We start from the raw sequence: 23,972 nt of genomic DNA, 5'->3' as shown, positions 1-23,972 counted from the left end.
CAAGGGAGGAATACAAATGGACAAGACGGAAAAGGAGCTGGCATCTGCCTCGCGCCGTAATTTCCTGAAACTCGCCGGAACCGGCAGCTTTACGGCTGCTATGGTTGTTGGCGCTGCTGGCATGCTTTGGTCTGAAAAAGCAGTTGCTCAAAGTGCGTCGGAAGAACGCGAGCGCGAGTCTGCCGCTGACCACACCATGACATTGGCCACGGCTTATGTTCTTGGCGCATCGCGCAGCTATCCGATCATGCAGCTCGACCTGAAAGAGAATATTCAGAACGCCACAAACGGTAAGGTCTACGTGAAACTCGCACCAGGTGGTCAGCTTGGTGCCGGTGGTGCATTGGCTCAGGCTGTACAGGGCGGCACTATCCAGTGTGCGCAACACTCCTTGTCAAACTTCGCACCGTTTGCGTCGACTGTTGACCTGATCAACATGCCTTACTTCTGCGGTTCCAATCAGCGTTTCACCAACTTGGTAACGTCCGATACATGGAAATCCGAAGTGCACCCCAAAATCGAAGCCTCAGGCTTCAAGGCGCTCTTTTACATCAATATCGACCCACGCGTTGTCGCGGTTCGTAAAGGCGGCGCTGGTGCCGTTATTACACCGGGCGACCTTTCAGGCGTAAAGTTCCGCGTTCCTGGCTCGGCAATGCTTCAGCAATATTACCGGATGGTTGGTGCCAACCCGACACCGGTCGCATGGGGTGAAACCCCTTCGGCGATCAAACAGGGCGTCGCTGACGCGCTTGATCCATCTGTGGGCGCGCTGTTTGTCTTTGGCTTCAAGGACATCCTCAGCCACGTGACCTTCACGCAAGCCGTTCCAGACAGCCAAGTCTATTCGATGAACCTTGAATGGTTCAACGGCCTGCCAGCAGACGTTCAGGAAGGTATCGAGTTTGCGGGCGAAATGACCGCGCACCAGAACCTTGCCAAGGTGCCATCGGCACGGGCCTATGCCATGGCCGAACTGCGCAAAGCTGGCGTTGAATTCCACTCGCTCAGCCAGGACCAGTTGGGTGAATGGCAGGATGCGGGCGGCTATCAGCGTAGCGAATGGGACAGCTTCAAAGTTGAGCTGGCCGGGTCCATGGACACATTTGCATCGCTGGAAGAAGCAGCCGGCACGCAAGGCCGTTACTACGTCCACGACGCCTAAGAACAACTGAAGCGGCGCTTGTTCAAAGCGCCGCTTCTACACCTTTTCGAACGTTTTCGATGGAACCTAAGGAAAGACCTACGTGGCGCAGCATTGTCGGCGTCCGGTCGGGAGGATTCTATGCCAGGATTATTTAAGACCTTAGACAAGAACCTGGAGCGCTGGGCGCTTCTTGTGTTCTATGTGATGTTGGTCGCGACGATGTTTATCGAAGTCGTCCGGCGGGAAGTATTCTCGTATTCGTCCATCTGGGGCGAAGAGATCGTTCGCTACTCGTTCATATATTTGGCTTGGATCGGTGCCGCTGCGGCGGTGAAGGAACGTGGTCACATTCGAATAGATGTGATCATGGAATACATCAGCCCGCGAGCAAAAGCGCTTCTCTACATCTTCGGTGACATCGTTATGGCCGCCGTTGCGGTGGTCGCGCTCTACTGGTCCTACGAGGCGGTTCACGTCTCTTGGAAGTTCGGTTCGGTGACGCACGGTTTGCGCGTCTCTCAGGTCTGGTTCTTGTCGGCTGTGCCCATAGGATTTGCCTTGGTAATGATCCGCCTTGTCCAGTCATTCATCCGTGACATCAACGATCTTCGTGCCGGTCGCCCGGTCTACGAAGGCGACAAACTCTTCGACTGAGGGGCCGAGACATGCTTTGGAATACACTTGATCAAACGGTCGAGCTTGGCTGGGATTTCTACGGTCCGGTTCTTCTCTTCGTCCTCCTTATCGCCTTGGCCGTTCCGGTCTGGGCCGCTATCGGCGCCTCTGCCATATTAATGTTGATGTGGTCAGGCGCGTTGCCCCTGTCTTTGATGGGCGAAAGCCTGTTTCACGGCATTGACCACTTCGCACTAACCGCCGTTCCGCTATTCATCCTGACGGGTGACGTGCTGGTGCGAACCGGGCTCAGTCGAAAATTTCTTGATGTCGCGGAGGCATTGACGCAATTCGCCAAAGGCGGATTTGGGTCGGCCACCGTCCTGGTCTGTGGCATGTTCGCCGCCATCTCGGGTTCCGATGCAGCAGGCGCTGCCGCCGTTGGCCGGATGACCATCGACCGGCTGGTGGAAAGCGGCTATCCGCGTCCCTACGCTTGTGCCCTCGTTGCAGCCGGTGCGTGTACCGGCATTCTGATCCCGCCATCTATCGCCTACATCATCATCGGCCTGGTTCTGGGTATCTCAGCCTCGACACTGTTTCTTGCGGCAGTCATCCCCGGTCTTGCGATCCTTGTCTCAATCCTCGTGACAAATATCGTCATGAACCGCCTGAATGGTTGGGAAGGCGGCGGCAACATCTCGATGGGCGAATACTTCTCCCGCCTCGGCGTTGCACTGAAGTCCGGCTGGTATGCCTTCATCGTTCCCGGCATCATATTCTACGGCATCTTCTCAGGTCGGCTAACTCCAACCGAAGCCGGTGCAACCGCAGTTGTCGTCACGATCATCATGGGCTTCATCCTGAAGACACTGAGGCTCTCAGATTTTCCGGCCATGCTGGTCAGCTCGGCCAAGGTGAATGGTGTGATCCTTCCGATCATCGCATTCTCACTGCCGCTGGCACAGGCCCTTGCCATCATGGGCGTTCCACAGGGCTTTGTCGCCGCTGCAACGTCTGTCAGCAACGAACCTTGGGTTCTGATCCTGATGATGGTCGGCATTTTGATTGCGGCCGGCTGCGTCATGGAGACGACGCCAAACATCGTGATCCTCGCACCGATCCTGAAGCCATTGGCCGACAACATCGGCATGAACGAAATTCAGTTCTGCATCATGATGATCACAGCGCTGGGCGTCGGGTTTATTACGCCGCCGTTGGGGCTGAACCTGTTCGTGGTTTCAGGAATAACCGGGGAATCGATACTAAAGATAGCGTATCGCGCAATTCCCTTCGTTCTCTTCATGCTGATCGTAACGTTGATGATCGCCTATATACCGGCTATTTCGACAACATTGCTTCCAGACATCTATAAATAGGACTGTGTGATGCCGCGTGAGTATCTAAAAAAAGCGACGCTGACTTCAAAAAGCGATGCGTCGAAAACCACCGAGATTGTTCAGGACATCCTGGACGATATCGAGGCTGGCGGTGACGCAGCAGCACTGAAATATGCCGCGAAATTCGACAACTACTCAGGCAATGTGCTGCTAACGGACGAAGAAGTCGCCGCAGCCGCTGCTTTGGTGCCAGAGCGTCTAAAGCAGGATATAAAGTTTGCCCACGCCAACGTGAAGAAGTTCGCCGAGGCGCAAAAGCAAACGCTGAAGGATATCGAGGTCGAGGTCATACCGGGCTTGATCGCCGGTCAGAAAAGCATCCCCGTCAAAGCGGCGGGCTGCTATATCCCCGGCGGTCGATACAGCCACATAGCCAGCGCCATCATGACGGTGACGACAGCGAAAGTGGCTGGATGCGAAAGCATCGTCGCCTGCTCGCCTCCACGCCCAGAAGTTGGTATCGCGCCGGCCATCGTCTACGCGGCCCACATTTGCGGCGCCGACAAAATCTTGGCCATGGGCGGGGTGCAAGGCGTTGCCGCGATGACCTTCGGCCTCTTTGGATTGCCCAAGGCCAATATCCTGGTTGGCCCCGGTAACCAGTTTGTCGCCGAGGCAAAGCGCATCCTGTTTGGCCGCGTGGGCATCGACATGATCGCCGGTCCTACCGATAGTCTTATCCTGGGCGATGAAACAGCAGATCCCATGGTGGTCGCTGTCGATTTGGTGGGGCAGGCCGAGCACGGCTATAATTCCCCCGTCTGGTTGGTGACGGATCATCGTCCTCTGGCCGAGGAAGTCATGCAAATCGTGCCAAAACTGATCGCCGATCTTCCAGAAACCAACCGCCAGAACGCCGAAGCCGCATGGCGCGACTACGCCGAAGTTATCCTGTGCGACAACCGCGAAGAAATGGCGGCGACATCTGACGAATACGCGCCCGAACACCTGACTGTGCAGGCCCTTGATCTAGACTGGTGGCGTGATCGACTAGCCTGTTATGGTTCGCTGTTCCTCGGCGAAGAAACAACCGTTGCGTTTGGCGACAAAGCCGCTGGCACAAATCACGTTCTGCCAACATCCGGCGCGGCGTCCTACACCGGCGGACTTTCCGTCCACAAATACATGAAGATCGTCACTTGGCAGCGCTCCACAAAAGATGCAGCGAAACCGGTCGCCGAAGCAACCGCACGCATTTCCCGCCTTGAAGGCATGGAAGGCCATGCACGCTCTGCCGATATTCGTCTGCACAAGTATTTCCCGGACGAGACTTTTGATCTGACGGCAGATGGCTAACCCCGGCGATCTCTTTGACTTGACGGGCAAAGTGGCCTGCGTAACCGGCGCAAGCTCCGGCCTTGGCCGTCGTGCGGCCAGTATGCTGGTGGCCGCTGGCGCGCGCGTTGTTGGTGTTGCGCGTCGTGCAGAAAACTTGGCCGTATGGCAATCCGAAATGGGCGAGGGCGCAGCCACTGTCGCGGCGGATGTCGCGAACCGTGACGCTATTGAACAAACCGTTCAGGAAATAGCCGCGCCCTTTGGACCCCCAGATATTATCGTCCACGCCGCAGGTCTGAACACCAGAGAACCCGCCAGCGACGTAACCTCCGAAGGTTGGGACGCAACGCTGGCGATAAATCTATCCGCCCCGTTCTTTCTTTCTCAAGCGCTCGTGAAGGCAATGAAAGCAAAGGGTTGGGGTCGGATCGTAAACTTTGCATCACTTCAGACCACACGCGCTTTTCCGGGCGGCATCGCGTATGGTGCCAGCAAAGGCGGTATCGCCCAACTTACCCGCGCCATGGCCGAGGCGTGGTCCCGTGACGGCATCACAGCCAACGCCATAGGTCCCGGTTTTTTCCCGACTGAACTTACCGAAGCGGTCTTCGAAGATCCCCAGCGCGCTGAACGAAACGCCCAGCAAACCTGCATCGGACGCAATGGCCGATTGGAAGACCTCGACGGACCACTCCTCTTTCTTTGTTCGGACGCATCGGCTTATGTGACGGGACAGGTACTGATGGTCGATGGGGGGTTCACCGCAAAATGAAGGCACTTGTTTATACCGGTCCGGAACAGCTTGAAATCCGCGACGTTGATCAACCGCAGCCCGGAGAAGGCGAACATCTCGTCCGCATTGAAGCCGTCGGCATTTGCGGCTCAGACATGCACGCCTTTCTCGGTCACGATGACCGTCGCCCGGCACCTCTGACGCTGGGCCACGAGGCGGCGGGCACCATAACCGGCGGCCCCCGGGACGGCGAGCGCGTCACCATCAACCCGCTTGTGTCCTGTGGCACTTGCGAGGCCTGCCAACTTGGTCATGACAACATTTGCGCTAACCGCCAGATCATCTCGATGCCGCCTCGACAGGGGGCATTCGCGCAATTCGTCGCCATGCCCGCCAGCAACCTGGTGACAGTCCCCGACGATATCAGTTTTGACCGCGCATCGCTTGCCGAACCCATTGCGTGCGGCTGGCATGCTGTCCGCTTGGGACTTGAGCGCCTTGGCCGATCTCCGGGCAATATGCGCGCCCTGGTTCTGGGCGGCGGAGCCATTGGCCTTGGTGGCGCTCTCAGCATGACTGCCCAGGGCGTCGGCAATGTCACTATTTCAGAACCCAATGACACCCGCCGCGCTTTCCTCAATGATCATTGCGGTCAGAATGCCATCGCACCAAACGACCTGTCCGACGTCGACCAGTTCGACATCGTCCTCGATGGCGTCGGTTTCGCGCTTACCCGCGCAACGGCATCGAAACACGTCAAACCCGGCGGCGTGATCGTCCACATTGGTCTCGGTGAAGATACAGGCGGTCTCGATATCCGCCGCATGACGCTGCAAGAAATCACCTTCATCGGCACCTACACCTATACCGCACAAGATTTTCGCGACACCGCACAGGCCATCTTTGACGGTCGTCTCGGCGCCCTGGACTGGATTGACCAAAGAGCCTTGGAAGATGGCGCCGAAGCCTTTCTAGACATCCGCGCGGGTCGCACCGCCGCTCCCAAAATCGTGCTTTTGCCTTGGGGCAACAAGCAATCCTAAGAAATTGAAATTAAAGAAAATCAGAGGAGCCACACGACCGTGGACATAGATAAAAAGATAACCGACGACCTCGTTGCCAATGGCATCAAGTTCGTCACCACAGTTCCCTGCAAGCAGTTGGCAGGCGTCATTGACGAGATCGAAGCGCGCGACGAGATATTCCATATTCCCGCGAACAAAGAAGACGAAGGCATGGGCCTTTGCGCCGGTGCCTTCATGGGCGGCAAGCGCCCGGCCATCATCATGCAGAACACAGCAATCGGCGTTACAATCAACACGCTGGCAACGCTGACCCAGTTCTACCGAATGCCGCTGCCAATGCTCATTTCTTACCGTGGTGAACTGCGCGAACCTGTCGCTTGTCAGGTCGAAATGGCGGTTCACACCAAAGCGCTTCTGGCTCAGCTCAACATCCCGACCTACCATTTCCATTGGCAAAAGGATGTCGAGGAACTCGATAACATCCTGAAATACACCTTCATGTCCAACAAGCCGGTCGCCATTCTGACTGATGCAAACTTCTGGGGAGGCTACGGCGACCAATGATCCGTTCTGAAATCCTGAAAGAAATCGCCCCGATCCTTCGCGACCAACTGGTCGTCTGCAACATTGGCCTTCCAAGCCAGGAACTGCACATGATCGATGACCAGCCCACCAACTTCTATATGTTGGGCACCATGGGTCTGTCGTCTTCCATCGGCCTTGGCCTCGCACTGGCGCAGGACAAAACCGTCATCTCAATCGACGGCGACGGCTCTGTTCTGACCAACCTCGGCACTCTGCCCACCATCGCCAATAACGTTGCTGACAACTATATACTCCTGATCATCGACAACGGCTCCTACGGGTCGACAGGCGACCAGCCCACTTATGCCGGCAAGAAAACCAAACTGGAAAAAGTGGCCGAGGCTTGCGGGTGTGAAAACGTCGTTGTTTGTCAGGATGTTGACACTGGAAAGGTTCTCCAGGCCGCCATCGACAGCAAACAGATGACCATCATCGTGTCCAAATGCGATAGCGGCAATATCAAGCTGCCTGTCATCACCATGGACCCAGTTGTTATCCGCCATCGCTTCATGGAAGCGGTAAAAGCCTGATCAACTATGGGACGCGCATCGTCGATACATTCCAGCGCCGATGCGCGTCGTCTGGCCCGCCGAAAACTGCCGTGGATGGTCTTTGACTATATCGACGGCGCGGCGGGCAACGAAACCGGGGCAGGGCGCGACCGTGCTGCTCTGGATGCCCTGACATTCCGCACCCGCATTCTGCAAAACGTCAGCAATCGCGAACTCTCGGTTTCGCTGTTCGGCACCAACCCTGCGCGCCCGTTCGGCATCGCACCTATGGGCATGTGCAACCTTTCTGCACCTGGCGCGGACCTCATGCTGGCCCGACTTGCGGCCAAATACAAAGTTCCGCTTGGTGTCTCGACTGTCGCTTCCACACCGATGGAGCAAATGATCGAAACCGCAGAAGGTATCGCCTGGTTCCAACTCTACTTCAGCGGCGACGGAACTGGCACATTCGCATTGGTCGAGCGCGCAAAGGCAGCCGGATACAAAACCATCGTCTTAACTGTCGACGTTCCCGAAGTCGGCCGCCGTCCGCGTGAATTACGCCATGGTTTCACCATGCCGTTTCGCATCGGTGTCCCGCAATTCATTGATTTTGCACTACATCCTGAATGGTCGCTGTCGACCCTGTTCAAAGGCAAGCCCGAAATGGGCAACTTCCAAATGGACGGATTTGACTTTGACCGAACCGAAAGTCGCGCCGCCGCCGACTTTGAAACTCTGCAACGTCTGCGCGATATGTGGGACGGCAACTTGATCGTCAAAGGCGTGCTAGATTCCGAAGACGCAGTTCTTTTGCGCGACGCCGGGGTTAACGGCATTAAGGTCTCAAACCACGGCGCACGGCAACTGGAAAGTGCAGTTTCACCAATCGTTGCCTTGCCCCAGATCCGCGCCGCAGTCGGTCCTGATTTTCCGGTTTTCTACGACAGTGGTCTCAGATCCGGCGAGGACGTGTTAAAGGCCTATGCCGCGGGCGCAGATTTCACATTTTTTGGACGCACCCTGCAATTCGCCATCGCCGCCGCTGGTGAAGAGGGGCTTCACCGACTTTGGCAAGTACTCACGGATGAGACCAGCATTGCTCTTGCACAAATCGGGCACACGTCAATTTCTCACACCACGCTGAAAGATGCCCTGGCGTAAAAATTTCAATTAAACGAAGCGGTTAACGATATTCTCCAGCCGTTCCTGCTGACCCGAGCGCGGTTCCGGCTGAATGCCATCCCCTCGGACCCGTGCTTCACAATCTTCCAGCGTCGCGCCGTTCAACAAGCCCTGACCGTTCTCACTGTCCCATCCAGAGTAACGCTGATAACGAAGTCCTTCCAAAGCGCCATCTTCCAACATCGCTGCCGCCGCTTTCAAGCCACGGGCACAAACATCCATGCCGCCGACATGCGCCAATATCAGGTCTTCCGGATCCAATGACTGCCGGCGCAGTCTGGCGTCGAAATTAGTCCCGCCCGACGTGAAGCCACCCGATTTAAGAATCTCATAGTATGCCAATCCTACCTCCGGACCATTATTCGGAAACTGGTCGGTATCCCAACCCGATTGGTAGTCATTCCGGTTCATATCAATCGACCCCAGAATCCCCAGAGACGCCGCCAAAGCAATCTCGTGCTCAAACGAATGCCCCGCCAAAATGGCATGACCCTGCTCGATATTCACCTTCACTTCGTTCTCAAGACCGAAGTCCTTCAAGAAGCCATAAACCGTCGCCACATCGTAATCATACTGATGCTTCGAAGGTTCTTGCGGTTTCGGCTCAATCATTATTTGTCCTTTGAAACCAATGCGATGTGCATATTCCACGACCATTGTCAGGAACCGCCCCGCCTGCTGGCGTTCACGTGCCAGATCGGTGTTCAAAAGCGTCTCATAGCCCTCTCGCCCGCCCCACAGGACATAGTTTTCGCCGCCCAGTTTCAGCGTTGCATCCATACAGGTCTTCACGGTTGCCGCAGCATAGGCAAAGACATCCGGGTCAGGGTTTGTTGCCGCGCCCGACATGTAACGACGATGGGTGAACAAATTAGCCGTTCCCCAAAGCAGCTTAGTCTTCGAGCCATCCATTTTCTCGCCAAGATAATCGACTATCGCCTCTAAATTACGTGTCGACTCAGCAAAATCAGCACCCTCAGGGCGCACGTCTGCGTCGTGGAAACAGAAATACGGCTGCCCGAGAATTTCAAACATATCAAAGGCCACATCTGCCTTCAGTTTGGCCAGTTCCAAAGTGTCGCCGAACCACGGGCGTTCGAACGTTTGCCCCCCAAAAGGGTCGCCGCCGGGCCAAGCAAAGCTGTGCCAGTATGCCACCGCAAATCGTAGGTGATTTTCCAGCCGTTTGCCCATCACAATCTCATCCGGATTGTAATGCCGGAAAGCAAATTCGTTTGAAGAATCAAGGCCTTCGTATTTGATCGGAGCGATGTTGTTGAAAAAGTCGGTCATGAGAACCCCTTTAGAAACTGTGCAGCGGATTTGTATCGTTCGTGGCCTTCGGCGAAGGCGTCAGTCAGTGGTGTGTCGGGTGCGATCACGGTTTTTACCGGTGGTGGTGTTGCAATGCTGGTGTCACCGGTCGCGGCCATCATGCCTAGCCTCGCGGCCCCAAACGCCCCGCCGAAATCACCGGCTCCAGGCACCGAAATCGGCAGATTTAACGCGGTTGCAATGGCCCTCAACCAATACACTGATTGGCTGCCGCCTCCGATTGCGAAACATGTCTCAATCTCGGTTCCGGTTGCAGCAAGCGCATCGCGGCAGTCTGCCAAAGCGAATGTCACGCCCTCCAATACTGCTCGCGTCGCCGCAGCTCTGTCGGTGGCATGGTCCAATCCAACGAACCCCCCGCGCACTGACCCCGAATTCAACGGTGTCCGTTCGCCACCTAGATAGGGCAGGAATACCGTTCTACCGGGTGCCCGAAGCTCACTCATGTTCGCCGTCAAATCAGCAGCATCGCTGCCAACCAATCCGGCAAACCAATTCAGCGCATCCGTCGCGGCCAGAATGACACCCATCTGATGCCAAGTGCCGGGCAGGGCATGACAGAATGTGTGCACCGCCGTCTCAGGATCAGGCTGATACCCGTCATTGGCTGCGAACAAGACGCCTGAAGTCCCAAGCGTGTCCGTCGTCAGGGTTTTGGGAACCAAGAGTTGCTTAAACAAGTAAAGAGTTTGGCTCGTCTGGTTGATGTTATTATGCGGCGCGCTGTCTGTGATGCAAGCGCCGCGCTTCGAGCGTCTTTCGTTTGATCCTTTCCCGTTGTCTTAGAATGGCTTTGTCACGCCCGAAGTAGACGTCGGCGGGTGTGACGTTGTTCAGGCTCTCGTGGTAGCGCTTGTGATTGTAGTGATCGACGAAGGCTTCGATCTGGGTTTCGAGGTCTCCCGGAAGGAAGTAGTTCTCCAATAGGATGCGGTTCTTCAGGGTTTGATGCCACCTCTCGATCTTGCCCTGTGTCTGGGGATGATATGGTGCGCCCCGAGAATGCTTCATGCCTTTGTCCTGCAGCCATTCAGCCAGATCGCCAGAGACGTAACTGGACCCGTTGTCGCTGAGGAGGCGGGGTTTGTGGATGACGTGAACCTGATCGCACCCTGATGCTTGTAGCGCCAAATCCAGGGTGTCCGTCACGTCCTCTGCCCGCATGTTCGTGCAGAGTTTCCACGAGATGATGTAGCGGCTGTAGTCGTCCAGGATTGTGCTGAGATAGAACCAGCCCCAGCCAAGCACTTTGAGATAGGTGAAGTCGGTTTGCCAAAGCTGGTTGATCGCAGTGGTCTTGTCTTTGAACTCGTTTGCCGCCTTGAGCACGATAAAGGCCGGGCTGGTGATCAGATCGTGGGCCTTCAGGGCCCGATAGACTGAAGATTCCGAGACGAAGTAGCGCTCCCGATCCGTGAACGTCACTGCCAGTTCGCGCGGCGACAGCTCCGTCTCCTGCAGCGCCAGCTTGACGACCTTGCGCCGGACTTCGTCGGGGATGCGGTTCCAGACATGTCTGGGCTTAGGCGCTTGATCCACAAGGCCAGCGTCGCCGCGCTGCCGATACCGATCATACCAACGGTAAAATGTGGTGCGGGGGATGCCCAGCTTTGCCAATGTTCGACGAGCAGACAAATGCGACCCCTCAACAAGCCGGATGATCTCCAACTTCTCAGATGCAGCATACCTCATTCTTGGTCGCCCCCACCGCCGGTCATGCTTTTTTTGAGAAGACGCAGTTCCAGTGTTTGCTCGGCAACGACCTCCTTCAGGTCTCGGGCTTCGCGGCGCAGGTCCTTGACTTCGTCGGTCGTAGCCGCACGCGCCGTATCTCCAGCAAGCCGCCGTTTGCCAGCTTCCATGAAGTCCTTGGACCATTTGTAGTAGATACCTTGAGATATTCCCTCACGACGGCACAACTCAGCAATGCTGTCTTCGCCACGCAAGCCATCCAGCACGATCCGGATCTTCTCTTCTGACGAATACTGTTTGCGCGTCGCCCGTTTGATGTCTTTGACGATCTGCTCGCCAGGGCTCCTGCGAGTTCCAGTTGTCTGTCTCATCATCCACTCCTCAGTGGTTACGATGAGCCAACAACTCTCTCTTATCAAATAACGCTATTTGGACCCATAGGCGCTGACTTCAGACAGCCCGGCTGCATTTGACCCACGGAAGAACCGGTTAAAAGCTTGCATCTTTTCAGAGTCTGACAGGCCGGTGCCATTGTCCTCAACACTCAGCACCAACGACTCATCTTCGTCTCGCAGCGCCACGGAAATTTCGTCGCCGCCATACCGCTTGGCATTATGCAAAACCGCCAACAGGCACTGGCGCATGCGCATCGAATCTACGGTTGCGCGCGAATCCTCTACATCAAAATTGAACTCGACCGAGTTCGGGAAAGTCGAAAGTGCGTCCCGAATGACATTGACGATATCTGTTTCGCGAACATCCAATCGCAACTTGCCAGCTTCCTGCCGGGCGATCAGCAAAAGGTCCTGAACGATCCGGTTGGTGTGCCGCGCAGCGTCGCGTATTCGCGAAAAACTATCCGCAGTCTGAGATTTCTGATCCTCGGTTTCTCGTAAGCTGACTTCGGCTTCGCCCTGGATAATTGCCAGGGGCGTGCGCAGTTCGTGGCTGATATCTGCCATCAACTGGCGGCGGTTATCCTCAGAAGTTTCGAACTTTTGCAACAGCGCCTGTAGCTCAGATGTGCGCTCCTTAACGTTCTTTTCCAATACTTGCTGTTGTTCAGCTCGGCTGCGTTCCCGCTTGCCAAGACCCCCTGCCATTTCCTCCAGTAGTTGACCCAGCTGTGCGAATTCCGCGCCACCTTTGATGTCAGCCTGATAGCTAAAGTTGCCGTCGCTGTAAGCATCTACAGCAACCATCAGACGCTCAAGCGGCAGTCTAACCATGCGGCGGAAGCTGAACACGAACCAGATTAAAACCAGCGAAGCGGCCCCGATCGTGACAATGATCACATTTCGGATATGCAGCCGCATTGCCGCGGACTCCTCAATCGTTTCGCGAACCTCCTCCTGCTCTTCTTCCAACGCATCATCGATCATTTCCGACAGTTCCACGTCGATTTGGCGATCCAAAACATCCACCAACCAAGCGCGCCGGCTCGCTTCGTCGATTAAACCGCTCTCGGTCGTCGCTGCAGTCAAGCTGCGTGTCAGGCGATTGATGGTGTTTTCCAATTCGGCCAACAGAGCCAGTTCTTCGAACTCCTCTTCGCCGACAAGTTCGATCTCTTTCGCGATAACGGTCCTAATGTGCTGGATATCTGCGTCTATCCGTTGGCGCAGTTCACGCTCCATCGCGCCGTCGTCGCGGTCGCCGATTATCAGGGCGTCACCATGCTGTTTCAACAGCTGATAAATGTTCGACTGCAATGCCAAATGGCGGTGATAGGAATCCTCTGCCAGTTGAATGCGCTGAGCCGAAGTCTGCGCCTGTTGACCACTCCACAGGGTAATGCTCGAAACAGCGAGCACGGTTGCCATGAAAACAAAACCGTAAATTGAGAATAACGCGGATACGCGCATGCGTCCCTCCTGGTTCTCTACACCCCTTGCGGGATGATCACTCTTTGATATGTGGCGTTATCTGGAGTTACGTCCAGCGCACCTTCAATGGGTGCGTCGCCACGGTTGGCAATTAATATAGTTGCGTTCAGCCGCCGATGCAGGTTAGCGACAAGTCCTTTCGATCGTGTGTTTGCAGATAGGCGTGGGCTGTCGACAACAACGACATCCGGTTGCGTCAAAGCGGTCCGCGCAAGTTCCAACCTGTTAAGCTCACCGATACGAAGATTGCGCCCGCTCTCTTCGATGCGTCCATCCAAACCACCGATCCTCTCCATCAATGGACCAAGCCCGAAGGCGTGAGCAGCCGCATCAATGGTTGCATCGTCTGGGCGCTTCGTTGTTCCCAAAGCCAGATTTCGGCGCAAACTTCCCCGCAAAACAACAGGCTCGACGCCAATGTATCCTATGCGGGGCAGGGCGGTCGAGCGATCTTGAAACTGCACATCCAGATCGGGTTCGTCATCCAGCCCCGCAATGACCGCCAATAGCCTTGAGGTATCTAATCCGTTGCCAGCCGTGACTGCTGCAATCCCGCCCGCAGGCACGGAAATGTCCAATTTGTGCCCGTCAAATGCGCCACATATCCGAATACTGGCCGCATATCCCAGACCGCTGATCTTCCGGGTCTGCTGGGGCAGGTCGAAAATACGGTTCAGTTTTTCCCGTGCAATCCGCCATGCACAATATTTATCCCAGGCGTCGGCCAGGTCGGTTAGCGGGATCATCAGAATAGCGATCATCGAAAGACCTGCGGCCGCAAAACCCGGCGCGATGGCATTCACAGCCGTCGTCCATAGGATCAACAGTGCCGCCAGCGCAGCGCCCGCCTGTAACGTCAACCGCACAAGGCCAACTCTTGCTGCACGCGCAACCGCGTTCTCCAGCAGTAGTCGACCATTCTTCTTCATCGACCGACGCTCTTTGCGGGTCCGCCCCATCAGATCAAGCTCCGGCGACATCGCCAGCCGCTCAATTGCATCAATTGCGATACGCGCACGTCGACCACGCAAGTTTCGGTGATGTGTCTCCAGTCGGAAAATCAGCGCGATGGATACAAGTATCGAAAGACCGATCGGAGCAACGACAGGTAGCAAAAATTGTGGTTCCAGCAGCCAAAAAACAAAGCCTGCAGAAGGCAGAACAATCACCGCGGAAACGATCCGCGGCAATCCGCGTCCGAACCAGTTGCGTGCGGCGGACAGGTCGCCAACAAAACGCAAAGCCAATCCTCCCAGGCGCTTCTTGGTAATGGAACTTCGCGGTAGCCGGGACAAATGCATATAAAGCCGGTTGCGCAGGCTTATCGCATAGCTCTGCCCTAGGGCTTCGGCGCGAATTCGGCTCACCGCCTCTAACCCAGCAGCAAGAATGCCAGCGCATCCGAGCACAACAAAACTGAGGTTCTGAGGCGCTGCGTCGGAATGTAGTGAAACGAATATGTCGCGCGTCGCGAATACGGCAATGCCAAGCGCAACCGCTTGCAACACCCCGCAAATTGGAATGAGGAGCGCGTCAAAGACGCGCTCCTCGGCGGCAAAGGTGGAAATGTGGGTCATGCCGCCGTTAGTTGCCCGGAATAGCGCATCAAAGGTGCGGTTAGTCCGGACAACAACCCTGGGTCCCAAAGTTGCTGTTGAGTTAGGATTGGCAGACCCGTGACCTCTGCGGCCTCTCGGGTTGCCAGTGGTGAACAGCTCACCATTCCGGAAATCGCAAATGGCGTCACACCAAAGCGCTCCAGCATCGATACACCGCCATAGGCGCCAAGGGCGTCCGGGGCGGCAAACAAAACACCGTCCAGACGATGCTTAATCCGTGATCCACGCAGGATTTCCCGAGTCTCTGGCTGAAAAACGCCATCCGCAAATTCAACCACGACGATTTCCGCGCCACCTTTGGCAGCGGTGCCGATCAAAGTGTCAAATCCGGCTTCAATGTCTTCCATCGGCATTCTGTAAGTGGTGGCCATGCCGACATCGGTGAAATCCATGGCTGGGGCTCCAGCGTCCTCGAACATGTTGAAATCGCCGAATGCGCCAGTGCCGGTGGCCTTCACAGCAGCGACCGAATAGCCGCCGCGCACAAATCCATGAGCCAGGCCTGCCGTGGCAGTCGTTTTGCCCGAATTCATAGAAGCTCCAAACACACCAAACACGGTGATGTCGTCATTGCCGGGCTGGGGGGCAAGGGCATAGTCTTTGACGTTCAGAGTTTTTCCGCTTGCATCGGTCAATAGTCCGATAGGCGACAGTGACGTTGGGCGCGACATTGCATCGTGTGCCGCCTCGACCTCACCGGCGATGCCTCCGCCAGCGGCCAGATGAAGCACCGGTCCGGTAATACGTGCAGCTGCCAGAAACTGGTCCGGCGCATAGCGATCGCCCAAAACCAGAACAACCATATCTCCGGGGTAACTAAGGGATAATCTTCGATTGGCCAGTTGGATCTTTTTGTGCTGGCCGATTGATCTGATCTCGCAAAGCAACACATCGCCCGCCTTTGCATTGCTGAAATCAATGCTCAGGCCGGCAGCGTCATCACGGCATACTCGCCTTGTCGTGAATGCCCACTTCGCGGATGCGATGAGTGTGCGGTCAAGCTGGGTGGCAGGGTTCATAGCTTTTATCCATCATCTGGTTTCGATGGGACCTGTTTTGCAGATTCGATTAACGCAATTTGCCATAGTTCGATTAACACCATGCTGCCGTTTAAATGAACGCCAGTTAAATCTGATGAAACAGCTTTAAGACACTGAAATTAAAGGATTGTTATTGCTCAGCTATTGAGGCCGGTCAGCTTTTGCATGGGTTTTGCACCCGGTTCGGCAATCGCTTGAATCAAAGCCCGCGCAATAAAGGACCCGGCTTCAGAAACATCTTCGTGCACTACAAGCATTTCCTTGCGAAACGCTGACAGAAAGGGAATGGCCTCTTTAGCCACCAAATCGAAGTCCTCGCCAAGTGAATAACCGGCAATTTCTGCCGCCATCGTCGCCCCAATAGCCGCTGAAGGCGAAGAGGCGATTAAACCATCCAATCCGCTGTCATTTTCAAGCGCGCGACCAACAGTCGCCGCGACTTCGTTCGAGTCCATGTCGCTTGTGCCATCTTCCAGCAAAATGACATCAATTCCCGCTTCCTTCGCGGCGTCGCGCGCGCCTGCAATTGTATGGTGCGCGTAACTTTGGTCCAGCTGAGGGGCCACCAATAGAATGCGTTTGCGTCCTCGCTCAACAAGTTTGCGGATAGCAGCCCGCCCAAACTCAGAATTGTCAAAATCGAAATAAGCGTGGGTATGACAATCCAAAGTCCGCCCATGGGTCACAAACGGCAAGTTGTGCTCTTTGAGATAAGCAACGCGTTCATCCTCGGGCTGAATTCTGTTCAGAATCACACCGTCGGCTGATCCGGTTTCAACAATATAGCGAACCGGATCCAATAATGCCTGATCGTCGAAGTAAGGAATCACCACTAGATGATAGGCTGTCTCGCGCAACTCCAAAGCAATCGAGCCAATCAGCTGTGCAGTGTGGTTCATGACATCTTTATTCGCACCAAGTACCAGGGCAATGACGTTTGTCTTGCCGGTACGCAAACGCAGTCCGGCCCGGTTGCGTCGATAGCCGATGTCGCGCGCAATCTTACGTACCTTCTCTTTGGTTTTTACACCAATATCAGGGGCATCGCTCAGCGCGCGCGATACAGTAGGCACCGCCAAACCCGACAGGCGGGCAATTGTTTTCAACGTCGGGCGTTCGCCGTCGCTCAAACCCGTATCCTGTCCGGTTTTTGTGTCGTCTACCATCGCTTCATTTCCTGCGAATCGCATTCATAGCTCAGAATGTCATGCGCTAACATTTTTCGGTGTGTCGCTTACAATTGCTCTATCTCTATCAAGAAAACAAAGAGAAAATCTAGCTTGATTTTAAAATCTAAATCGATTTAACTCTTTCTGAAACGATTTAGTAAAGGGAGGACTACTGAATGAAACTAACAAAAACATTGCTGGCCACAACGGCCATTTGCGCGGCAGGTGCCGCGTCCGCAGCAGACCTGGAGGTCACCCATTGGTGGACATCAGGCGGCGAAGCTGCAGCCGTTGCCGAGTTCGCAAAAGTGTTCGATGAAGGCACAGATCACAACTGGGTTGACGGCGCGATTGCTGGCTCCGGCGGCACCGCTCGTCCGATCATTATCAGCCGTATCATCGGTGGCGAGCCTATGGGTGCTACCCAGCTGAACCACGGTCGTCAGGCAGAAGAGCTTGTCGAAGCTGGTCTGATGCTTGACCTCACAGACATCGCCGAAGCTGAAGGCTGGGCAGATGTGGTGAACCCTATTCGTCTTCTGAATGCTTGCACACTCGACGGCCGCGTTTACTGCGTGCCTGTTAACATCCATTCGCCACAGTGGCTGTGGCTCAGCCACGACGCCTTTGCAGAAGCTGGCGTAGACGTTCCAAGCGATTGGTTCGAGTTCGTTGCCGCTGCACCTGCTCTCGAGGCCGCCGGCAAAGTGCCGCTGGCAATGGGACAGCAGTCCTGGCAGACCGAGCTGGCGTTCAATGCGATCATGGTCGCAATTGGCGGAACGGACCTTTATCTTGACGTGCTGACCAACAAAAACTCAGACGCCGCCGCTGGCGAAGCAATGACCAAAGTCTTCGAAGCCTATGACGGCGCGCGTAAGCTGTCAGTTGGTTCGAACGTCAATGACTGGAACCAGGCAACCAACCTTGTGATCACCGGCAAAGCTGGCGGTCAGATCCACGGTGACTGGGCACAGGGCGAATTCCAGGTGGCCAATCAGGTTGCTGGTGAAGACTATACCTGCCTTCCAGGTCTGGGCGTGAATGAAATCATCGCAACTGGCGGTGACGCATTCTACTTCCCACTGAACGACGATCCGGAAATCACAGCTGCCCAGAAAGAACTGGCATCGCTGCTGATCTCGAAAGAAGTTCAGGTGGCCTTCAACCTCAAGAAAGGCTCGCTGCCAATTCGTGGCGACGTCGATCTTTCGGCTGCAAACGATTGCATGAAGAAGGGTCTGAAGATCCTTGCTGACGGCAACGTTCTGCCAGATGGCGTGAATGCATTCTCTGCAGACACTCAGAACCAAATTCAGTCGTTGATGACCGAATTTTGGAACGACCACTCTATGACGGTCGAAGCTGTTCAGGCGTCTTACGTCAAGCTGATCGAGACTGCTGACTAATCCATAGTCGCACCGCCGTCGGCCTTCGGGCCGACGGCTCTTTTTCCTTCCGGAAAGTCTGGAGTCTCCAATGCGGATACTAGCCGAGCGTGGTTTCGTATGGTGCCTTTCGTTAGCTTTTGTTGCCTTTGTTTTGGCAACGGTTGGCTTCGATTTTGGTCTGTTTACATGGTTGCCCTGGGTGCTTCTGGTAGGTGCTGCAATTAGCGTCGGGTTTCTGTTCTCCGTCGCTGGTGGCATCACATTCAATGGCAATCGATTTCGCAAACACTCGATGGGCTGGGTTACTGGCGCGGTGATTGTGATGGTTCTGTGGTCATTCGCGCAGAAAAATCTGCAAGATATGTTTCCCGCCCTGAAGGAAAGTCGGCGTCTATGGAACGTCTTTGAACCCTTCGCACTATTTGGTGCTGCCGTGTTCGTCCTGATCGGCCTGGTTCTGTTGATAACCGGCAAGATGGACCCAAAAGTCTCGCGCCCAGGTCGGATCGAAGGCATTTTCTCGGTTAACCTGTCGGCCAAGATCGCAGCCGTGCCCATGGCTTTTACCGCCGTTGGCGTCTTCGTCATCGCGACGTTCTGGACGATCTACCACTCATTCACAAACTCCAGACTTTTGCCCAACAGTGAATTCATTGGCCTCGCTCAATACGAGCGCCTCTGGGACACCAACCGCTGGCTCGTCTCCATCGAGAACCTGGCAATCTTCGGCTTCTGTTCTCTGGTTTTCTCGCTTGTTGTGGGGTTCATCCTCGCTGCACTTCTCGATCAGAAAATCCGCTTCGAAAATACGCTTCGAACAATCTTTCTCTATCCCTTCGCCCTTAGCTTCATTGTGACGGGTCTCGTCTGGCAATGGCTTCTGACCCCAGAATTCGGTGTTCAGAAAATCGTGCGCGACCTCGGGTTCGAAAGCTTCACGTTTGACCCGCTTTTCAACGCCGACATCGTTATCTTCGGCGTTCTCTTCGCTGCCCTCTGGCAGGGCACCGGATTTATCATGGTGCTGATGCTGGCCGGTCTACGTGGCATCGATCAGGAGGTTTGGAAAGCCTCGCGCGTTGACGGCATCCCAATGTGGAAAACCTACATCTTCATTGTCATTCCAATGATGAAGCCGGTCTTTGTCACCACGCTGGTCATCATCGCTGCCGGAATCATCAAGGTCTACGATCTTGTCGTGGCGCAAACCTCAGGCGGTCCCGGCATCGCCTCCGAGGTGCCCGCAAAATACGTCTATGACTCAATGTTTGGCGGCCAGAACCTGGCGCAAGGCTTCGCAGGATCAACGATGATGTTGGTCAGCGTGTTGGTGGTGCTCATCCCGTGGGCCTACCTGGAATTCGGAGGTCGCAAACGTGACTGATGCAGCTGTAAATACCATGGACGCCGGGCCACGCGGCCCCAAGCCCAAGAACCCGATTTCCCGCCGGAACATCTTCCTATACGGAACCCTGTTCGTCGTGGCCGTCTACTATCTGATCCCGCTCTGGGTGATGATCATGACCTCGCTGAAAGGCATGCCGGAAATCCGCCTTGGCAACATCTTTGCTCCACCGGTCGAAATCACATTCGAACCCTGGGTTAAAGCCTGGTCCGAAGCCTGCACCGGCCTGAACTGTGATGGCCTCTCGCGTGGCTTCTGGAATTCTGTCCAGATCACTGTGCCGTCCGTCGTCGTCTCGATCGCGATTGCCTCAGTAAACGGCTACGCTCTGGCGAACTGGAAGTTCAAAGGCTCGAACGTCTTTTTCACCATCCTGATCTTTGGTGCCTTCATCCCTTATCAGGTGATGATCTATCCGCTGGTGATCATGCTGCGCGAAATGGGCCTCTATACCAAACTCTCGGGTCTGGTCATCGTCCACTCGATCTTCGGCATGCCGATCCTGACACTGCTGTTCCGCAATTATTTTACCTCGTTACCGGAAGAGTTGTTCAAAGCAGCACGGGTCGACGGGGCAGGGTTCTGGGGTATCTACTTCCGCATTATGCTGCCGATGTCGTTACCGATCTTTGTGGTTGCGATGATCTTGCAAGTGACTGGTATCTGGAACGATTTCCTCTTCGGTGTGATCTACACCAAACCCGATAATTATCCGATGACGGTGCAATTAAATAACATCGTCAACTCGGTTCAGGGTGTCAAAGAATACAACGTCAACATGGCCGCTACGCTGCTGACAGGGCTTGTTCCGCTAACGATCTACTTCATCTCGGGTCGCCTGTTTGTGCGCGGTATCGCCGCCGGCGCGGTCAAAGGATAAATATCATGGATGCCTCAAACATCTCCGTCTCAGTTCGCGATCTTGATCTGCGTTTCGGCTCACTCAGGGTTCTGAAGGACCTGAACCTCGACATTCACGAAGGCGAGTTCCTCGTCCTCTTGGGATCATCGGGTTGCGGTAAGTCAACGCTGTTGAACTGCATCGCAGGCTTGTTGGAAATCACCGATGGCCAGATCTTCATCAAAGGCAAAAACGTCACCTGGGCCGAACCCAGCGAACGTGGCATCGGCATGGTGTTCCAATCTTATGCACTCTATCCGCAGATGACCGTGGAAGGGAACATGTCGTTCGGTTTGAAGAATGCCAAATTGGCAAAGGACGAGATCAAAAAGCGCATCGATTACGCTGCCGGTGTTTTGCAGATCGAACCGCTCATGAAGCGCAAACCGGCCGCTCTGTCTGGCGGTCAGCGTCAGCGTGTTGCTATCGGTCGCGCCCTCGTGCGGGACGTGGATGTGTTCCTCTTTGACGAACCTTTGTCCAACCTCGACGCGAAATTGCGTGCCGACCTTCGGGTTGAACTGAAACAGCTCCATCAACGCATCAAGAACACGATGATCTATGTGACGCACGACCAGGTCGAGGCCATGACACTGGCCGACCGCATCGCGATCATGAAAGATGGTCTGATCCAGCAGCTGGCATCGCCGGAAGAGATCTACAACCGCCCATCCAACCTTTATGTCGCTGATTTCATTGGCTCTCCAGCCATGAACCTCTTCAAGGGCGAAGTTGCCGATGGGGTGTTTGCGGCGGGCGATCTTTCGGTTTCCGTCGGCGGTTATGACTTTGCCAAACCCCATAGCGGGCCAGCATGGTTCGGTATCCGACCTGAGCATGTTTCCATTGGCGGAGCCGCTTCAAGCTCGGATGCGACTGTCGAAATTACCGCCGAAGTTGTTGACCCTCTCGGCTCCGATACGCTGGTGCTGACCACCGTCGCAGAAAACCGCTTCTGGCTGCGGATCAGTGGACAGTCCGACGTTAAAATCGGGGATAAGATGACCATCGGATTTTCTTCGGCCGACGCATCCCTGTTCGATGTTGCGGACGAAGCCCGGCTTTAATTTCACCCAGACGCCGGCACAAAAAGAACCACCCCGTGCGGCCACCGCACGTTGCCGGGTCGTGTTAACAAGGATCAGATCTCGTGACGAAACTTTCGTATCAACTCTATTCTTCTCGTAACTTCCCGCCTCTTGACGACACTCTGAAACTTGTCGCGGAAACGGGATACGCTCAGGCAGAATGCTATAGCGGCCTCTTCCAAAGTTTCGACGATATCGGTGCGCTCAAGGCAAAACTGGACGCCGCTGGCCTGGACATGCCAACAACCCATGTTGGCCTGGATATGATCGAAGATGACCCACAGGGTTTCCTGAAGATCGCTGGACAGCTTGGAATTACGCACGCTTTCGTGCCTCACCTGGCCGAAGATCTGCGCCCGGATTCTGCGGATGGCTGGCGTGCCTTCGGTGCCCAGCTCGAAGAAGCGGGTAAACCGCTCGAAGACGCAGGTGTCCGGTTCGGCTGGCACAACCACGACTTCGAATACATCGCTGGCGCCAGCCGGCATCCAATCGACGACATCCTTGCAGGTGGCCCGAACCTGGCTTTTGAATTTGACGTTGCGTGGGCAGTCCGCGCCGGTGCTGACCCGATGGAAACCATCGCCCGCTATGGCGATCGTATCCTCGCCGCCCACGTCAAAGACATCGCGCCAGCAGGCGAATGCCTTGACGAAGACGGCTGGGCTGATGTGGGTCACGGCAGCATGGATTGGGCGGGCCTCATGACCGCACTCAAAGGCACCAACTGCAAGTATTTCGTCATGGAACACGATAACCCGAACGACGACAAACGCTTCGCACGCCGTTCGTTCGAATTCATCAATTCTCTCTGAAGGAAACCCATATGTCTGATCTGGGTATTGGCATCATTGGCTGCGGTAATATCTCAGCTGCCTATCTAAGTCTCGCTCCGCTGTTCAAAGGCATCGAAATGCGGGCCGTGGCCGACCTCAACATGGACGCTGCAAATGCGCGCGCCGCCGAATTTGGGGTGCGCGCCCATACCGTCGAAGATCTGCTGACTGCCAACGACATCGACATCATCGTCAACTTGACGATCCCGGCTGCCCACTTCGAAGTTTCAATGCGCTGCCTCAATGCAGGCAAGCACGTCTATTCTGAAAAGCCGTTTGTCCTCTCGCTCGAAGAGGGTGCAGAGATCAAAAAACTGGCCGATGCCAAAGGTTTACGCGTCGGTTCTGCGCCCGACACTTTCCTCGGCGGCTCGCACCAGCAAGCCCGCCAGATGATCGACAACGGCGACCTTGGCACCATCACCAGCGGCATTGCCTTCGTGATGAGTCATGGGATGGAACACTGGCACCCCAACCCCGACTTTTTCTTCCAACCTGGCGCTGGTCCGGTTCTGGATGTCGGCCCATACTATGTGACCAATCTCATCCAATTAATTGGACCCGTTGCGCGTGTCGCCGCCGTCACAACCACCCCAATGCTCAAGCGCACCATCCAAAGCGAGCCGCGCAAAGGCGAGGAAATCCCGGTCGAGACCCCGTCCACAATTCACGCAATTCTGCAATTTGTGTCTGGCGCGACGATCACCATGTGCACCAGTTGGGACGTCTGGGGCGGCCACAGCCACACCCCAATGGAGCTCTACGGCAGCAAGGGCAGCCTCTATCTGCCCGACCCGAACTTCTTTGCCGGTGAATTGAAACTGGGTCGCCAAAACCAAGACGCCGCTACGGTCACGCCGTGGTCGCACCCCTTCAACGTGTTAAATCATGGCGAAGGCGACGATGCACAGGCCAACTACCGCGCCTCTGGCCTTTCTGACATGGCAATTGCAATCAAAGAAGGCCGACCACACCGCTGCTCTCTGGAACTCGCATTGCATGCGGTGGAAGTGATGTCCGGCATCCTCAAGTCGGGCGAGACGGGTGCGTTCGTCGATATGACCACGACGTGCGAACGCCCGGCACCGCTTGATGCCCAAGGTGCCGCCGATCTTTTGGCGAAAGTCGCAGAACCAGCATAAGGCCGCTTG

Annotated in this window: 22 protein-coding genes; 15 read left to right on the top strand and 7 right to left on the bottom strand. The window is 55.5% G+C overall.

What is annotated here, in order from left to right; translation table 11 throughout:
• The first annotated feature begins 16 nt into the window (after window positions 1-16).
• From GKR98_10200 to GKR98_10160, 9 genes are all read left to right on the top strand, one after another.
• Window positions 17-1,165: a twin-arginine translocation signal domain-containing protein gene (locus tag GKR98_10200; protein QMU58529.1), complete on the top strand. Its 1,149-nt coding sequence runs from the start codon at window positions 17-19 to the stop codon at window positions 1,163-1,165.
• A 120-nt stretch (window positions 1,166-1,285) separates the two neighbouring features.
• Entirely contained in the window at window positions 1,286-1,801 is a 516-nt protein-coding gene (locus tag GKR98_10195) for a TRAP transporter small permease subunit (GenBank protein QMU58528.1), read from the top strand.
• A gap of 11 nt (window positions 1,802-1,812) precedes the next feature.
• Window positions 1,813-3,141 (top strand): TRAP transporter large permease subunit, encoded by a 1,329-nt coding sequence (locus GKR98_10190; GenBank protein QMU58527.1) that lies wholly within the window; start codon window positions 1,813-1,815, stop codon window positions 3,139-3,141.
• 9 nt (window positions 3,142-3,150) lie between these two features.
• Entirely contained in the window at window positions 3,151-4,458 is a 1,308-nt protein-coding gene (gene hisD / locus GKR98_10185; protein QMU58526.1) for a histidinol dehydrogenase, read from the top strand.
• Window positions 4,451-5,212, top strand: coding sequence for an SDR family oxidoreductase (locus GKR98_10180; GenBank protein ID QMU58525.1), 762 nt, complete (start codon window positions 4,451-4,453; stop codon window positions 5,210-5,212). Before hisD ends, GKR98_10180 begins: the two co-directional genes overlap by 8 nt.
• Window positions 5,209-6,216, top strand: coding sequence for an alcohol dehydrogenase catalytic domain-containing protein (locus tag GKR98_10175; GenBank protein ID QMU58524.1), 1,008 nt, complete (start codon window positions 5,209-5,211; stop codon window positions 6,214-6,216). Before GKR98_10180 ends, GKR98_10175 begins: the two co-directional genes overlap by 4 nt.
• Before the next feature lie 39 nt (window positions 6,217-6,255).
• Window positions 6,256-6,762: a sulfopyruvate decarboxylase subunit alpha gene (gene comD, locus GKR98_10170; protein ID QMU58523.1), complete on the top strand. Its 507-nt coding sequence runs from the start codon at window positions 6,256-6,258 to the stop codon at window positions 6,760-6,762.
• The gene (comE, locus tag GKR98_10165; protein ID QMU58522.1) at window positions 6,759-7,313 is read left to right on the top strand and encodes a sulfopyruvate decarboxylase subunit beta; all 555 of its coding nucleotides are present in this window, start codon (window positions 6,759-6,761) and stop codon (window positions 7,311-7,313) included. The genes comD and comE overlap by 4 nt, the downstream gene beginning before the upstream one ends.
• A 6-nt stretch (window positions 7,314-7,319) precedes the next feature.
• On the top strand, window positions 7,320-8,438 hold the full coding sequence (locus GKR98_10160; protein QMU58521.1) for an alpha-hydroxy-acid oxidizing protein: 1,119 nt from the start codon (window positions 7,320-7,322) through the stop codon (window positions 8,436-8,438).
• A 9-nt stretch (window positions 8,439-8,447) separates the two neighbouring features.
• Here the strand turns inward: GKR98_10160 and xylA are convergent, their stop codons facing one another.
• The 7 genes from xylA to GKR98_10125 all read right to left on the bottom strand — a co-directional run bounded on the left by xylA (window position 8,448) and on the right by GKR98_10125 (window position 17,197).
• Window positions 8,448-9,752, bottom strand: coding sequence for a xylose isomerase (gene xylA / locus GKR98_10155; protein QMU58520.1), 1,305 nt, complete (start codon window positions 9,750-9,752; stop codon window positions 8,448-8,450).
• Window positions 9,749-10,528 (bottom strand): hypothetical protein, encoded by a 780-nt coding sequence (locus GKR98_10150; protein QMU58519.1) that lies wholly within the window; start codon window positions 10,526-10,528, stop codon window positions 9,749-9,751. The genes xylA and GKR98_10150 overlap by 4 nt, the downstream gene beginning before the upstream one ends.
• Window positions 10,506-11,857 (bottom strand): IS3 family transposase gene (locus GKR98_10145; protein QMU58518.1). Its coding sequence is split into 2 segments (ribosomal slippage): window positions 10,506-11,521 and window positions 11,521-11,857, totalling 1,353 coding nucleotides; the frame shifts between segments, so codons are not numbered across the junction. Before GKR98_10145 ends, GKR98_10150 begins: the two co-directional genes overlap by 23 nt.
• Window positions 11,858-11,911: 54 nt before the next feature.
• Window positions 11,912-13,351, bottom strand: coding sequence for a HAMP domain-containing protein (locus tag GKR98_10140; GenBank protein ID QMU58517.1), 1,440 nt, complete (start codon window positions 13,349-13,351; stop codon window positions 11,912-11,914).
• Between the two features lie 17 nt (window positions 13,352-13,368).
• Window positions 13,369-14,949, bottom strand: coding sequence for an ATP-binding cassette domain-containing protein (locus tag GKR98_10135; protein QMU58516.1), 1,581 nt, complete (start codon window positions 14,947-14,949; stop codon window positions 13,369-13,371).
• Window positions 14,946-16,010: a DUF1611 domain-containing protein gene (locus tag GKR98_10130; GenBank protein ID QMU58515.1), complete on the bottom strand. Its 1,065-nt coding sequence runs from the start codon at window positions 16,008-16,010 to the stop codon at window positions 14,946-14,948. The genes GKR98_10135 and GKR98_10130 overlap by 4 nt, the downstream gene beginning before the upstream one ends.
• 158 nt (window positions 16,011-16,168) lie before the next feature.
• Window positions 16,169-17,197: a LacI family DNA-binding transcriptional regulator gene (locus tag GKR98_10125; GenBank protein QMU58514.1), complete on the bottom strand. Its 1,029-nt coding sequence runs from the start codon at window positions 17,195-17,197 to the stop codon at window positions 16,169-16,171.
• 179 nt (window positions 17,198-17,376) lie between these two features.
• Here GKR98_10125 and GKR98_10120 point away from each other — a divergent pair, with 179 nt between their 5' ends.
• From GKR98_10120 to GKR98_10095, 6 genes are all read left to right on the top strand, one after another.
• Window positions 17,377-18,609: an extracellular solute-binding protein gene (locus GKR98_10120; protein QMU58513.1), complete on the top strand. Its 1,233-nt coding sequence runs from the start codon at window positions 17,377-17,379 to the stop codon at window positions 18,607-18,609.
• A gap of 70 nt (window positions 18,610-18,679) precedes the next feature.
• Window positions 18,680-19,975: an ABC transporter permease subunit gene (locus GKR98_10115; GenBank protein ID QMU58512.1), complete on the top strand. Its 1,296-nt coding sequence runs from the start codon at window positions 18,680-18,682 to the stop codon at window positions 19,973-19,975.
• 16 nt (window positions 19,976-19,991) lie between these two features.
• The gene (locus tag GKR98_10110; GenBank protein QMU60054.1) at window positions 19,992-20,876 is read left to right on the top strand and encodes an ABC transporter permease subunit; all 885 of its coding nucleotides are present in this window, start codon (window positions 19,992-19,994) and stop codon (window positions 20,874-20,876) included.
• A 5-nt stretch (window positions 20,877-20,881) separates the two neighbouring features.
• Window positions 20,882-21,964 carry an ATP-binding cassette domain-containing protein gene (locus GKR98_10105; GenBank protein QMU58511.1) on the top strand — a complete coding sequence of 361 codons (1,083 nt, stop codon included), beginning with the start codon at window positions 20,882-20,884 and terminating at the stop codon, window positions 21,962-21,964.
• 83 nt (window positions 21,965-22,047) lie between these two features.
• Entirely contained in the window at window positions 22,048-22,800 is a 753-nt protein-coding gene (locus GKR98_10100) for a TIM barrel protein (protein QMU58510.1), read from the top strand.
• A gap of 11 nt (window positions 22,801-22,811) precedes the next feature.
• Complete coding sequence (locus GKR98_10095; GenBank protein QMU58509.1) at window positions 22,812-23,963, top strand: gfo/Idh/MocA family oxidoreductase; 1,152 nt, start codon at window positions 22,812-22,814, stop codon at window positions 23,961-23,963.
• Window positions 23,964-23,972: the final 9 nt, after the last annotated feature.

Origin of the sequence: Boseongicola sp. (genome assembly GCA_014075275.1) — a bacterium.
Taxonomy (GTDB): Bacteria; Pseudomonadota; Alphaproteobacteria; order Rhodobacterales; family Rhodobacteraceae.
Note: the sequence above shows the minus strand (reverse complement) of the source record. Positions and strands in the feature narration are given on the sequence as shown.